This window comes from Streptomyces violaceoruber, assembly GCF_033406955.1.
Lineage (GTDB): Bacteria > Actinomycetota > Actinomycetes > Streptomycetales > Streptomycetaceae > Streptomyces > Streptomyces violaceoruber.
The window spans coordinates 8,066,693-8,080,176 of record NZ_CP137734.1 but is presented as its reverse complement, the minus strand read 5'-3'; the positions used below and the strand labels follow the sequence as shown (position 1 = coordinate 8,080,176).

12 protein-coding genes are annotated in these 13,484 nt (G+C 71.6%); 10 read left to right on the top strand and 2 right to left on the bottom strand.

Translation table 11 applies throughout. The features are described 5' to 3' along the window. Positions 1-66: 66 nt before the first annotated feature. Positions 67-912, bottom strand: a complete 846-nt coding sequence (locus tag R2E43_RS36480) for a GntR family transcriptional regulator (RefSeq protein WP_332057001.1) — start codon at positions 910-912, stop codon at positions 67-69. 226 nt (positions 913-1,138) lie between these two features. Between R2E43_RS36480 and R2E43_RS36475 the strand changes: the two genes are divergently transcribed. From R2E43_RS36475 to R2E43_RS36455, 5 genes are all read left to right on the top strand, one after another. Next, on the top strand, positions 1,139-2,407 hold the full coding sequence (locus tag R2E43_RS36475; RefSeq protein ID WP_332057000.1) for an extracellular solute-binding protein: 1,269 nt from the start codon (positions 1,139-1,141) through the stop codon (positions 2,405-2,407). A gap of 45 nt (positions 2,408-2,452) precedes the next feature. Further along, positions 2,453-3,385 (top strand): carbohydrate ABC transporter permease, encoded by a 933-nt coding sequence (locus R2E43_RS36470; RefSeq protein WP_003978331.1) that lies wholly within the window; start codon positions 2,453-2,455, stop codon positions 3,383-3,385. Continuing rightward, positions 3,382-4,239: a carbohydrate ABC transporter permease gene (locus R2E43_RS36465; RefSeq protein WP_011027186.1), complete on the top strand. Its 858-nt coding sequence runs from the start codon at positions 3,382-3,384 to the stop codon at positions 4,237-4,239. Before R2E43_RS36470 ends, R2E43_RS36465 begins: the two co-directional genes overlap by 4 nt. A gap of 103 nt (positions 4,240-4,342) precedes the next feature. Further along, positions 4,343-5,962, top strand: a complete 1,620-nt coding sequence (locus tag R2E43_RS36460) for a beta-N-acetylhexosaminidase (protein ID WP_189284129.1) — start codon at positions 4,343-4,345, stop codon at positions 5,960-5,962. Further along, entirely contained in the window at positions 5,959-7,380 is a 1,422-nt protein-coding gene (locus tag R2E43_RS36455; protein WP_332056999.1) for a cellulose binding domain-containing protein, read from the top strand. The genes R2E43_RS36460 and R2E43_RS36455 overlap by 4 nt, the downstream gene beginning before the upstream one ends. Positions 7,381-7,396: 16 nt before the next feature. Here R2E43_RS36455 and R2E43_RS36450 read toward each other — a convergent pair whose 3' ends face one another. Beyond that, entirely contained in the window at positions 7,397-7,618 is a 222-nt protein-coding gene (locus R2E43_RS36450) for a hypothetical protein (protein WP_003978327.1), read from the bottom strand. A gap of 372 nt (positions 7,619-7,990) precedes the next feature. Here R2E43_RS36450 and R2E43_RS36445 point away from each other — a divergent pair, with 372 nt between their 5' ends. Genes R2E43_RS36445 through melA form a run of 5 tightly spaced genes read left to right on the top strand, consistent with a single transcriptional unit; the run spans position 7,991 to position 13,417 of the window. Then, complete coding sequence (locus R2E43_RS36445) at positions 7,991-8,818, top strand: endo alpha-1,4 polygalactosaminidase (protein WP_003978326.1); 828 nt, start codon at positions 7,991-7,993, stop codon at positions 8,816-8,818. Between the two features lie 37 nt (positions 8,819-8,855). Then, the gene (locus R2E43_RS36440) at positions 8,856-10,184 is read left to right on the top strand and encodes an ABC transporter substrate-binding protein (RefSeq protein ID WP_011027190.1); all 1,329 of its coding nucleotides are present in this window, start codon (positions 8,856-8,858) and stop codon (positions 10,182-10,184) included. Positions 10,185-10,198: 14 nt separating this feature from the next. Then, a complete protein-coding gene (locus R2E43_RS36435; protein ID WP_003978324.1) occupies positions 10,199-11,149 on the top strand; it encodes a carbohydrate ABC transporter permease in 951 nt (316 codons plus the stop codon). After that, a complete protein-coding gene (locus R2E43_RS36430) occupies positions 11,146-12,045 on the top strand; it encodes a carbohydrate ABC transporter permease (protein ID WP_003978323.1) in 900 nt (299 codons plus the stop codon). The genes R2E43_RS36435 and R2E43_RS36430 overlap by 4 nt, the downstream gene beginning before the upstream one ends. 46 nt (positions 12,046-12,091) lie before the next feature. Continuing rightward, positions 12,092-13,417, top strand: a complete 1,326-nt coding sequence (melA, locus tag R2E43_RS36425) for an alpha-glucosidase/alpha-galactosidase (RefSeq protein ID WP_003978322.1) — start codon at positions 12,092-12,094, stop codon at positions 13,415-13,417. Positions 13,418-13,484: the final 67 nt, after the last annotated feature.

Genomic DNA, 13,484 nt, shown 5'->3' with positions numbered 1-13,484 from the left:
CTCGATACAAAGCCGTTCCGAGCACTTCCGCGCAGTCTCACGCAGTTCCGCGCACCTGAGGTGCCGCTACATGCCGCCCTGCACGACTCCGCGCGTGGAGAGCGTGACGGGATCCTTGGTGGCGAAGTCCCCGGGCGGGATGCCCGGGTGGTGACCCTCGCCCGGGGGTGGCGCCTGGTCGCGGGGGCCCAGGGTGAGCCGGGAGACGATCCGGTAGCGGTCGCCCCGGTAGAGGGAGTGCACGTACTCCACGGGGCGGCCCCGGGTGTCGGTGGTCAGGCGCTCGAAGAGCAGCGCCGGGGAGAGTTCGGGCACGTCGAGCAGGTCGGCCTCCGCGCGGGTGACCACGGTGGGTTCGATGGACTGCACGGCCTCGCTGACCCGGACGTCGTGCCGCTCGCCCAGGTGCTCGTACAGATCGCCCTGCTCCAGTTCCTCACTGGTCAGGTCCGAGACGAGGTCGGCCGGTACGTGCAGGTACTCGATGGCCATGGGCGAGCCGTCGACCAGTCGAAGACGTGCCACGTAGTGGATCTGCGCCGCCGGCGACATGCGCAGCTTGCGCCCCACCCGGGCGCCCGCGGGCAGGGTGCGGACCTCCAGGAGCCTGCTGGTCCAGGCGCCGGCCGCCTGCGGGAGGCTGAAGGCCCGGCGGTCGGAGACCAGTTCCTGGGTGATCTTCTCGGCGGCCACGAACATGCCCCGGCCGTGCTCGCGCACCAGCAGTCCGGCGACCACGAGTTCGTCGATCGCCGCCCGCAACGTCGGGCGGGACACGCCGAGTTCGGCGCACAGGGTGCGCTCCGAGGGGATCGCGTCCCCGGGGCGCCGGTCCTCGATGAGTTCCAGGACGGCGTCGCGGACGCGCTCCCGCTTGAGCACCGCACCGGAAGCGGCGGCGTCGATCTCCATGCAGTACTCCCGTGACTGGTCTGCTGGTCAACCGAGCTTACCTGTCCACCTGGGGCGCGAACCAGCCACTCTCCGCGAACGACAGGCCTGAATCCCATACATACGTGAGGGGTTGACGCCCTCATTGGTCCATGCCACCTTCGACCAACGCCGACTGGTAAGTCCTGCGCCCCTTACTGGTCAAGTGCGGGTGCGTCGTCCCTTCCAGCTCTCCCAGAGGTGAACCGTGAAGTACCGTTCGCTCGCCCTGCTCTCCACGCTGGTGCTCGGCGCCGGGCTCGCCGCCTGCTCCTCGTCCGGCGGTTCCGCCGACGGCGCCGGGGCCGGCAGGACCGCCCTCGACGTCTGGCTCATGCGTGACAGCGTCTCGGCCCAGTTCCAGAAGGAGTTCGAGACGGGCTTCGAGAAGGCCCACCCCGAGATCGACGTGAAGATCCAGATCCAGGAGTGGGAGGGCATAGGCGAGAAGGTGACCGCCGCCCTGGCCAGCAACGACGCCCCGGACGTCATCGAGGTCGGCAACACCCAGGTCGCCCAGTACGCCCAGAGCGGCGGCCTCACCGACTTCTCGGGCCGCGTCGCCGAACTGGGCGGCGGCGACTGGCTGGAGGGGCTCGCGGAGCCCGGGTCGTACGACGGCAGGCAGTACGGCATTCCCTACTACGCGGCCAACCGGGTGGTCATCCACCGCACCGACCTGTTCGAGAAGGCCGGGATCGATCCCTCGCGGATCAGGACCAGGGGCCAGTGGATCGCCGCCACCCGCAAGCTGAACACGGGCGGGACCCAGGGCATCTACCTGCCGGGGCAGAACTGGTATGTGCTGTCCGGTTTCGTCTGGGACGAGGGCGGCGACCTGGCCGTGCAGTCCGGCGGCGGCTGGAAGGGCGGTCTCGACAGCCCCGGGGCGCTGCGGGCCATGGACTTCTACCGGCGCCTCCAGGCCCTGGGCAAGGGCCCCAAGGACTCGGACGAGGCCCAGCCGCCGCAGGCGGAGGTGATGGCGAAGGGGCAGGTCGCCCAGATCATCGCCGTGCCGGGCGGAGCCAAGGTCATCGAGGAGAAGAACCCGGAACTCAAGGGAAAGCTCGGCTTCTTCCCGGTACCCGGCAAGTCCGCCGACGGGCCGGGCGCCGTCTTCACCGGCGGCTCCGACCTGGTCGTCCCGGCCGTCGCCGCGCACCAGGAGGAGGCGTTCACCCTCATCCGCGAACTGACCGGTGACGCCTGGCAGAAGAAGCTCGCCGTCGCCATGAGCTACGTACCGAACAAGACCACCCTGGCGGGCGCGGTCGCCGACGACCCGGGCACCGCGGCCATGGCGGCCGGCGCCGTGAACGGACACGCCACGCCCAACACGCCCCAGTGGGCGGCGGTCGAGGCCAAGAACCCGATCAAGGAGTACATGACGGCCGTGCTCACCGGCGAGGACGCCGGGTCCGCTGCGGCCGAGGCCTCCCGGACCATCACCGAGACGCTGGGCGGCGACTCCTGACCCCCCGCCGTCCCCGGCCCCACGACCACGAGACCAGGAGGCGACGTGTCGACCGTCCGTGAGCGGAGCGTGCCGCCCGGCGCGGCGGGCCGGGGCACCCTCTGGCCGTACCTGCTGATCGCGCCCGCCGTGCTGGGCATGCTGTACCTGCTGCTCTATCCGCTGGCCCGCGCCGTGCTCATCTCCTTCCAGGACTTCCGGCTGCGTCAGCTCATCCTGGGGGACGCCGACTTCGTCGGCCTGCGCAACTACCGGACCCTGCTCGGCGACCCGGAGTTCTGGGAGGTGGTGCGCCGGACCTTCGTGTTCATGGCGGTCGGCGTCGTCGCGATCATGGTGCTGTCCACCCTGGTCGCGCTGATGACCGAGCGGCTGGGCCGGGCGGCCAGGACCGTGGTGCTCAGCTCCCTGGTCCTGGTCTGGGCGGTGCCGGTGGTCGCGGCCACCACCGTCTTCCAGTGGCTGTTCCACTCCGAGTTCGGCATCGTCAACGAGACCCTCACCGGCCTCGGGTTCGAGTCGTACGAGGGCTATCCCTGGTTCGCGCACGGCGGGGCCGCGTTCGGCATCGTGGTGGTGCTGATCGTCTGGCAGTCCGTGCCGTTCGCCGCGATCACGCTCTACTCGGCGCTGGTCACGGTGCCGGCCGAACTGTACGAGTCGGCCCGCATGGACGGCGCGGGAGCCGCCCGCGTCTTCCGGTCGGTCACCTTCCCGCTGATCCGGCCGATCTTCATGCTGGTGCTGTCCCTCGAGGTGATCTGGACGTTCAAGGCGTTCGTGCAGATCTGGGTGATGACCCGCGGCGGACCGGGCGAGGCCACCACCATCCTGCCGGTGTACGCCGTGCAGACCGCGCTGGCCGGGCAGCGCTACGACCTGGGATCCGCCGCCTCGATGCTCACGGTCCTGCTGATGAGCGGCGTCCTGGTCCTCTACTTCCGCCAACTGTTCCGTCAGGAGGGCGAGCAGCCGTGAGCACCCCGCGTCCCCGTCCCCCGGTGCGCCGCGCGCTGCGCCGCCTCCCGCTGAACGCCGCCGCCGCGCTCACCGTGGTGGTCTGCCTGTTCCCGGTGTACTGGATGGTCACGACCGCGTTCAAGCCGTCGACGGACATCCAGTCCTACGATCCCCGGCTGGTGCCCGGCGCCTGGACGTTGGAGCACTTCCGGAAGGCGGTCGGCGCCGACGGCTTCGCGCTGTTCTGGCGCAACAGCCTCCTGGTCACCCTGAGTGCCGTCCTGCTCGCCCTGCTGGTCGCCCTGGGCGCCGCCTACGCCGTGGCCCGCATGCGCTGGCGCGGGCGCCGGCAGTTCATGCTGGCGGTGTTCGTCGCGCAGATGGCGCCCTGGGAGTCACTGATCATCCCGATCTACATCATCTCCCGCGACACCGGGATGCTCGACCGGCTCCCGACGCTGACCCTGATCTACTTCATGATCACGCTGCCGTTCACGGTGGTCGTGCTGCGCGGCTTCATCGCGGGCATCCCGCCGGAGCTGGAGGAGGCGGCCCAGGTCGACGGCTGCACCCGGGCCGGGGCGTTCCGCAGGGTGGCGTTCCCGCTGCTGGCCCCCGGGCTCATGGCCACCTCGCTGTTCGGCTTCATCACCGCCTGGAACGAGTTCACCTACGCCAACTTCCTCATCATCAAGCAGCAGGACAGCCGCACGCTCCCGGTGTGGCTCTCCTCGTTCCAGTCGACCTTCGGCACCGACTGGGGGGCCACCATGGCGGCCGCCACGCTCTTCGCACTCCCCGCGCTGGTCATCTTCCTCGCCCTGCAACGGCACGTGACGGCCGGGCTGGCCTCGGGAGGCGTCAAGGGCTGACCGGGAACGCCCGCCCCGCCCCTCCTACCCCCGCTCCTTCGCACTCTCTTCCTCCTCCCCCTCGACGTCGCCGTCGCGCACCGCCGACCACCGGAGCCGCCCCGTGGACCTGCCACGCCCCGAACTGGCCCTAGTCCCCCGCCCCCGCCGCCTCTCCGCCCGTTCCGGCCGCTTCCGGCTCGACCGCACGACCCGGCTGCGGGTCACCCCCGGGGCCGGTCCCGCCGCGGTCCTGCTGCGCACCCTCCTCGCCCCGGCCACCGGACTGCCCCTGGACTCCGCCGCCGACGGGGCCTTCGTCCTCGCCCTCGACCCCGCCCTGACCGGCCTCGGCGACGAGGGATACGGCCTGACCGTGAGCCCCCAGGGCGTCCTGCTGCGGGCCGCCCGCCCGGCCGGACTGCTGCGCGGAGTGCAGACGGTGCGGCAACTCCTGCCCTACGAGGCCCTGTCCGGGCGGCCGGTGCGCGGGGTGCCGTGGGAGCTGCCGGCCGTGGAGATCACCGACGTACCCCGCCATGCCTGGCGCGGCTCCATGCTCGACGTGGCCCGGCACTTCCAGCCGGTGTCCTATCTGCGGCGCTACGTCGACCTGCTGGCGCTGCACAAGCTGAACGTCTTCCACCTCCACCTCACCGACGACCAGGGCTGGCGGATGCCGGTGGCGGCCCACCCCCGGCTGACCGAGGTCGGCGGCCGGCGCGCGGAGTCGATGGTGGGCCCCGCGGGCAGCGACCGGTTCGACGGCGTGCCGCACGGCGGTTCCTACACCCGTGCGGAACTGCGCGCCCTGGTCGCGTACGCGGCGGAGCGCGGCGTGAGCGTACTGCCGGAGACCGGTGTACCGGGGCACGTCCGCGCCGCCCTGGCCGCGTACCCCGAGCTGGGCACCGACCCCGCCCGCCGACTGGACGTGTGGACGCACTGGGGCGTGTGCGAGAACGTCCTGGGCACCGGGGAGAACGTCCTGGACTTCTTCCGCACCGTCCTGGACGAGGTGATGGACGTCTTCCCCTCGCCGTACGTGCACATCGGCGGGGACGAGGTCCCCACCACGGAGTGGGAGCTGAGCCCGGCGGCGCGGGCCCGTGCCGCCCGTGAGGGGCTGGCGGGGCCCCGCGCGCTGCATCCCTGGTTCATCGCCCGGCTGGCCGAGCACCTGGTGCGCGCGGGCCGCAGGCCGGTCGTCTGGGCCGAGAGCGGCGTCGCCCTCCCCCTCGACTGCACGGTGATGAGCTGGCGCGATCCGGCGCACGCCCGGGCGGCGGCACTGCGCGGGCACCAGGTCGTGCACGCCGACCACCGCGCGACCTACTTCGACTACCCGCGCGGCGCCGGTCCCGGGGAACCGCCCGCGCAGCCCGGGGTGGTGGTCGACCTGCGCGCCGTCCACGAGGTGGACCTCGCGCCGCCGACTCCGCAGGCGGCGTCCCGGGTACTGGGCGCCCAGGGCCAGTTGTGGACGGAGTTCGTGCGCACCCCGGAGCACATCGAGTACCTCACCTTCCCGCGGCTGTGCGCGCTCGCCGAACGGGTCTGGGACGGCACGTCGGGCTGGCGGGACTTCACGGCCCGGCTGGCCGGACACCGGGCCCGGCTGGACGCCCTGGACGTCCCGCACGCCGCACCGCCGCCCGGTCCCCCCGTGTCGTTCCCCCACACCCCGCACCACCCGTCGAGGCTCCCGCTCGGGCGGGAGTCGTACCGAAAGGATCCCGCATGAGAAACCGACCCACCGCCGACCGCGCCCGCCTGGCGCTCGCCCTGTCCGTTCTGCTGGGCGGCGGTGCCCTGACCGCCCTCCCCGCCCAGGCCGCTCCCGCCGCCGACGGTCTCACCGTCCAGTACCGCACCAGCGCGAGCGGGGCCACCGCGGACCAGACGGAACCCTGGTTCAAGGTCCGCAACACCGGCTCCTCCACCGTGCAGCTGAGCCAGGTGAAGATCCGCTACTACTTCAAGGCCGACTCCCCGAACGCCTCCTACCGCTTCGCGTGCTCCTGGGCGGTGCGCGGCTGCGCCGCGGTCACCGGCACGTTCGGCACCCTGGCCAACCCGACGGCGACGGCCGATCGGTACCTGGAGATCGGCTTCACCTCGGCGGCGGGCACCCTGGCGCCCGGCGCGGACACCGGCGACCTGCAGCTGCGCTTCTACCAGAGCAACTGGCAGCCGCTGCGGCAGAGCGACGACTACTCCTTCGGCGGCGGCCAGACCTCGTACGCGACCTGGGACAAGGTCACCGCCCAACTGGCCGGCGCCACCGTCTGGGGCACGGCTCCCGAGGGCAACGACCCCACGGACCCGACCGACCCGACCGATCCGCCCGGCGGCGGTCAGACCCTGTTCGACGACTTCGACTACAGCTCGCACACGGATCCCGCGATCGCGGCCCACGGCTGGAGCGTGCGCTCCAACTCCGGCGGGCCCGGCGTCCCCGGAGCCACGTGGGACCCGTCGAAGGTCACCTTCGTCTCCGCCGGCGGCAACTCGGTGATGAACCTGGAGACGTCCACGGCCGGCACCGGCGCGTCCACCACGCAGACCGAGGTCCTGACCAAGTCGGTGAAGTTCAAGGACGGCACGTACGCGGCGCGGGTCAAGTTCGCCGACACCCCGAAGTCCGGGCCGGACGGGGACCATCTGGTGCAGACCTTCTTCACCATCAACGACCTCAAGGCGCCGATGGCCGACGACTACGCCGAGTACGACTTCGAGTACCTGCCGAACGGAGGGTGGGGCGAACCGTCGAACATCCTCTACACGACGTCCTGGGAGACCTACAACCCCGATCCCTGGCAGGCCGTCAACCAGCACTCCGAGCAGCGCAGCAGTTACGCCGGCTGGCACGACCTGGTGGTGACGATCGACGCCGGCGCCATCACCTATTACGTGGACGGGCAGCCGTTCGGCACGCATGACGCGCAGTACCTGCCGGAGCGGCCGATGTCGATCAACTTCAACCAGTGGCTGATCGACCTGAACGGCCAGACGTCGACGACGCCGCGCTCCTACGACCAGCAGGTCGACTACGTCCTGCACGTCAAGGACCAGGTGCTCACCCCGGCCGAGGTCGCGGCCAAGGTCGCCGGGTACCGCGCCGCCGGTACCGGGTTCGTGGACGAGGTGCCCGCCGCGTGATCCCCGGCGGGGACGGTCAGAACAGCGGCTCCTGACCGGGCGCGGGCCGTCCCCGCCGGCTGCGCGGCCGGGTGCCGGGTGCCGGTGCCGTCTCGCCGAACAGGGGGGCGGTGCCGTACTCGTCGGGCTCGGCTGGGACGGTGGCGGGGCCGGTGCCCACGTTGAGGACCAGTGGGGCGTCCCGGTCGAAGTCGCCCGGCGTCATCGCCACCCAGTCACGGTCCTGCCGCTCTCCCACGCACCGACACCTCTCTCGCGCCGCCCGCCGCGACCACGCGACGCTACCAGCCCCGCGGCGGCGCCGTGATCACGGCTCCCGCCCGGCCCGCATCCATCGTTCCCGGGTACCGGGGAACCGACGCCTGATGATTGTTTCTGCACTCTTGGAGCCCCTTTCAATCATCTTCATGCATCGCCTCTCTCGTTTCGAACCCTTGACAGGGCCTATATCCGGTCGATTTACTCCCGATCAACGCCGATGCCGTGTGATCGGCGGCAGAGGTACGCCCAGCCGGTAGCTGGCTTCGCGCCAGGAGCCCGGACTGAGTCGCCAGGACGGCCACGCGCGTCCGAGGCGGGGACGTGCCCACCATCCTCCGGAGCTCGAACCATGAGCCGTACACAGGTGCACACCCCCAGGAAGCCGGTACTGGCCGGCATAGGTGCCACCGCCGTCCTCGTCACCGCCGCGGCGCTCGTCCCGGGCAGCACCCCGGCCGAGGCGGCCACCTACACCCCGCCACCCGCCCACGCGGGCTTCGACTACCAGATCGGCGGCGCCTACACCCCGCCGGCCGGTGTCGAGGTGGTCAGCCGCGACCACACGGCCTCCCCCGCGCCGGGCCTGTACAACATCTGCTACGTCAACGCCTTCCAGGCCCAGCCCGGCGCCGAGGGCGACTGGGACGACGACCTGCTGCTGCGCGACGCGAACGGCGACGTCGTCTACGACACCGACTGGGGCGAGGCGTTCCTCGACATCCGCACCGCCGGCAAGCGCGAGCGCATCGCCGAGCAGGTCGGCACCTGGATCGACGGCTGCGCGGACAAGGGCTTCCAGGCCGTCGAGCCGGACAACTACGACAGTTACACCCGCGCGGGCGACCTGCTGGACGCCGCCGACGCGCAGGGCCTGATCAAGCTGCTGGCGGAGCGCGCTCACGCCGACGGGCTGGCCATCGGGCAGAAGAACACCGTCGAGCTGGCCCCGAACCGCAAGGCGAACGGGCTGGACTTCGCGGTCGCCGAGGAGTGCGGCGAGTGGGACGAGTGCGGCGACTACACGGACGCGTTCGGCGACCGGGTGATCGTCATCGAGTACACCGCCAAGGGCCTGTCGAAGGCGTGCGCGGGCTTCGGCGACGAGCTGAGCATCGTCCGGCGCGACCTGGACGTGTCGCCGAAGGGCAGCAGCGGCTACGTCCGTGAGACCTGCTGACATCCCCCGACGGCCAGTGAAGTCCTTGGAGGTACAGATGGATGCGGTCCGACGTGCCGCGCGCCCCTCGCGCCGGGGTGTGCTGCGGGCCGGCGGGGGTGCCGCGCTCGCGGCGGCCGCGGGCACCGCGGTGACCGGCTGCGGGGCCGGTGCGGACGACGGCGTCGCGGCCGACGGCACGGTCACCGTCGAGATGTGGCACGGCCAGGCGGACACCGCGAAGAAGGTCCTGGAAGGGCTCGTCGCCGACTTCGAGCGGGCCCACCCGAAGATCAGGGTGAAGCTGGGCGGCGGTGTGCTGTCCGACGTGATGCTGCAGAAGGTGACGGCCGCCCTCGCCGCCGGTTCCTACCCCGACATCGCCTACATCTTCGGGTCGGACCTGGCCCGGGTGGCCCGCAGCCCGCAGGTGGTGGACCTGACCGACATGGTGGGGTCGGGGCCCGTGCCGTGGAAGAACTACTGGGCGGCCTCCAGGGACGCCGTCACGCTCAACGGCAGGGTCAGGGCCGCCCCCGCGGTGCTCGACTCGCTCGCCGTGGTCTGCAACAGGAAGCTGTTCCGCGAGGCCGGGCTGGACCTGCCGAAGGCCGGCTGGACCTGGCAGGACTTCGTCTCCTCGGCCCGCACGCTCACCGAGTCGGGCCGGGGCCGGTTCGGCACCGGCTGGCCGGGCACGGGCGACGAGGACACCGTGTGGCGGCTGTGGCCGCTGATCTGGGACCTGGGCGGCGACGTCGTCGACGGCGGCGGCAAGGGCATCGGCTTCGCCGACACCGGCGCGCGGGCGCTGGAGGTGGTGGCCGACCTGGCCCGCGACAAGAGCGTGTACGTCGATCCCAAGCCCGGCAGCGAGCAGATGTACCAGGTCTTCCAGTCCGGCCGGATGGGCATGGTGGTCACCGGGCCGTGGCAGCTGCCCGACATCGAGACCGCCGGCATCGACTACCACGTCGCTCCGCTGCCCTCCTTCAGCGGACGCCCGGTCACCATCTCGGGACCGGACACCTGGACGGTGTTCGACAACGGCGAGGCCCGGTCGAAGGCCGCCCGGACCTTCCTGACCTGGCTGGCCCGGCCCGAGCAGGACGTGCGCTGGGACATCGAGGCCGGCAGCCTCCCGCTCAGCCGCCGCACCGAGGCCCTGCCCGCCTGGCAGGACAAGGTCGCCCGCACCGAGGGCCTGAACGTGTTCACCACGGCGTTGGAGACGGCGCGGGTGCGTCCGGTCCACCCGGCGTACCCGGAGGTCTCGCAGGCGCTGGGGCAGGCGATCGTCGCCGTGCTCCTGGGGCGCAGCAGTCCGAAGAAGGCGCTGCGTGCCTGCGCCGACGAAGCCAACGCCGCCCTGCTCATTCCGCGTTGAGGAGCCACACCGCCATGCCGCGCCTCCCCCGCCCCATCACCGTCGAGGGTCCGCCGCCGGACCCACGGCCACTGCGCCGCAAGCGCCGCCGCGAGACCGGCACCGCCTGGGCGTTCGTCTCACCGGCCGTCCTGATCGTCCTCGGTCTGAGCATCGTCCCGGTCGTCTGGTCGCTGCTGCTGTCCTTCCAGGCCAGCGACCTGGTGACGCCCAGCCGCTGGGTGGGCCTGGACAACTACCGCGCCCTCGCCCAGGACCCGAACTTCAGCCAGGCGGTCCGCAACACCCTGCTCTACACGGTGCTGTACGTGCCGCTGAGCCTGCTGTTCGGCCTGGCCCTCGCCATGGTCCTGAACCGGCGCATCCGCTTCGTCGGCCTCTACCGCACCCTGATCTTCGTGCCGTTCGTGCTGTCGGCGACCGCGCAGGGCGTGCTGTTCTCGTTCATCCTGGATCCGGAGTTCGGCGCCGCCAACTCGGTGCTGCACCGCCTCGGCGTCTCGTCGCAGGGCTTTTTGTCCGACCCCTCCCAGGCCCTGCTCGTGCTGGTCGCGATCACCCTGTGGAGCGGCACCGGATTCTGCGTCGTGGTCTACCTCGCCGCCCTCCAGGACGTGCCGCAGTCCCTGATCGAGGCGGCCCGCCTCGACGGCGCCGGGCGCCGGCACCTGCTGCGCCACGTCACGATGCCCACGCTCACCCCGGTCACCGTCTTCCTGGTGCTGTGGCAGGCCATCCAGTCCCTCCAGGTCTTCGACCTGGTGTACGTCACCACCAAGGGCGGTCCGCTCGGCTCGACCACGGTGATCGTCTACTTCATCTGGGAGCAGGCCTTCAAGAACGCCACGGCGGGATACGGGGCCTCGGCCGCCTATGTCCTGGCCGTCGCGCTCGGTCTGGTCGCCGGGGCCGTCCGCATCGTCCGGCGTCGGGGACGCCACCGTCTCGAAGGGGCCCGATCATGACGGCGACCTCCGCCCGGCCCGACACCGCCGCCGGCGCCCACGACCTCGCGAAGGCGCCCGCCGCCGGTGAACGGCGCCGCCCGCGGCTCCCGTTCAGCCCCTGGCACCTGCTGCTGGCGCCGCTCGCCCTCGTCTTCGCCGTGCCGCTGGTCTGGCTGGTGCTCAGCTCCGTGATGAGCAACGCGGAGATCAACCGGTTCCCGCCGGCGCTGTGGCCGTCCGGCATCGACCTCGGCGGCTACCGGTACGTGCTGGGCAACGCGATGTTCCCCCGCTGGTTCGTCAACTCGCTGATCGTCTCCGCCGTCACCGTCGCCGCGAACCTGGTCTTCGGGTCGCTCGCCGGGTACGCGTTCGCCCGGATGCGGTTCGCGGGTTCCCGGGTGCTGATGGGGCTGATGCTGGCCACCATGGCGGTGCCGTTCCAGCTGACCATGATCCCGACGTTCCTGGTGATGAAGAAGCTCGGCCTCATCGACACCCTGGGCGCGCTGATCGTGCCGTCGCTGGTCACGCCGTTCGCGGTGTTCCTGCTGCGGCAGTTCTTCCTCTCGCTGCCCAGGGAGCTGGAGGAGGCCGCCTGGATCGACGGCTGCTCCCGGCTGCGGGTGCTGTGGCGGATCGTGCTGCCGCTGTCCCGTCCGGCGCTGGCCACGGTGGCCGTGCTGACCTTCCTGACCACGTGGAACGACCTGACCTGGCCGCTGATCGCCATCAACCACGACACGCAGTACACGCTGCAACTGGGCCTGACGACGTTCCAGGGGCAGCACCACACCCAGTGGGCGGCCGTGATGGCGGGCAACGTCATCACCGTGCTGCCGGTCCTGCTCGCCTTCCTCGGCGCGCAGAAGACCTTCATCCAGTCGATCACCTCCAGCGGACTCAAGGGCTGACCACCCGCCCTCCGTCCGCCGCCACCCGCAACGGAAAGAACCCCGCATGAGCACCGCCCACCCGTCCGCACCCAAGATCACCTTCGTCGGAGCCGGCAGCGTCGTCTTCACCCAGGGTCTGCTCGCCGACCTCTTCGCCTTCGACGAGCTGAAGTCCGCGCACATCGCGCTGCACGACATCGACGCGGAGCGCCTGGCCACCGCGCGGGCCGCCGCCGAGTACATCGCCGCCGAACGCGGCGCCCGGCCGCGCGTCACCGCGCACGCCGACCGTCGCGAGGCCCTGGCCGGCGCCGACTTCGTCATCAACATCGTGCAGGTCGGCATGGGCGAGGCGACCCGTACCGACTTCGAGGTCCCGGCCCGCTACGGGCTGCGCCAGACCATCGGCGACACCCTCGGCGTCGGCGGCATCTTCCGCGCCCTGCGCACCTTCCCGCTGCTCAAGGCGCTCGGCGAGGACATCGCCGAGGTCTGCCCGGACGCCTGGCTGCTCAACTACACCAACCCGATGGCGATGAACGTCCAGTACCTCGCCGAGGCGACCGGCCTGACGCGCGTGGTGGGACTGTGCCACTCCGTGTACTGGACGGTCCAGGGTCTGTGCGAGCTGCTGAAGGTCCCCTACGAGGAGGTCACCTACCAGGCCGCGGGCGTCAACCACCAGGCGTGGGTGCTGCGTCTGGAGCACGGCGGCGAGGATCTCCACCCGCGCCTGGACGCGCTGATCGCCGAGGACCCGCAGCTGCGGCGCCGGGTCCGCATGGACATGTACCGGCGGCTCGGCCACTACCCGACGGAGACCAGCGAGCACTCCTCCGAGTACGTGCCCTGGTACCTGCACCACGACAGCGAGGTCGAGCGGCTGCGGCTGCCCGTCGGTGCCTATCTGGGCATCGTGGACGAGAACGTGGCCGAGTACGAGCGGACCCGCGACGCGCTGGCGTGCGGCGCGCCGCTCACCGTCGAGGGCACCATGGAGTACGCGCCGCAGATCATCCACAGCATGGTGACCGGCACGCCCCGCACGGTCTACGGCAACGTGCCGAACCACGGTCTGATCGAGAACCTGCCCGCCCGGGGCACCGTCGAGGTGCCGTGCCTGGTCGACTCCGCGGGCCTCCAGCCCACCCGCGTCGGTGCGCTGCCCCCGCAGCTCGCCGCCCTCAACCGGGCCTACCTCAGCACCACCGACCTGGTGGTGCGGGCGGCGACGGAGGACGACCCGCGGCACATCCGGCACGCGGCGATGGCCGACCCGGCGACGGCGGCGACCTTGCGGGTCGAGGAGATCTGGCAGCTGTGCGACGACATGGTCCGGGCTCACGGGGACCGGCTGCAGCCGGGGCTGCGGGGCGTACTCGCCCCCTGAGCCGCCGCCCGGCCGTGCTGGTGCGGCCCCGCGTACGGGGGAGAACGCGGGGCCGCACCAGCAAGCT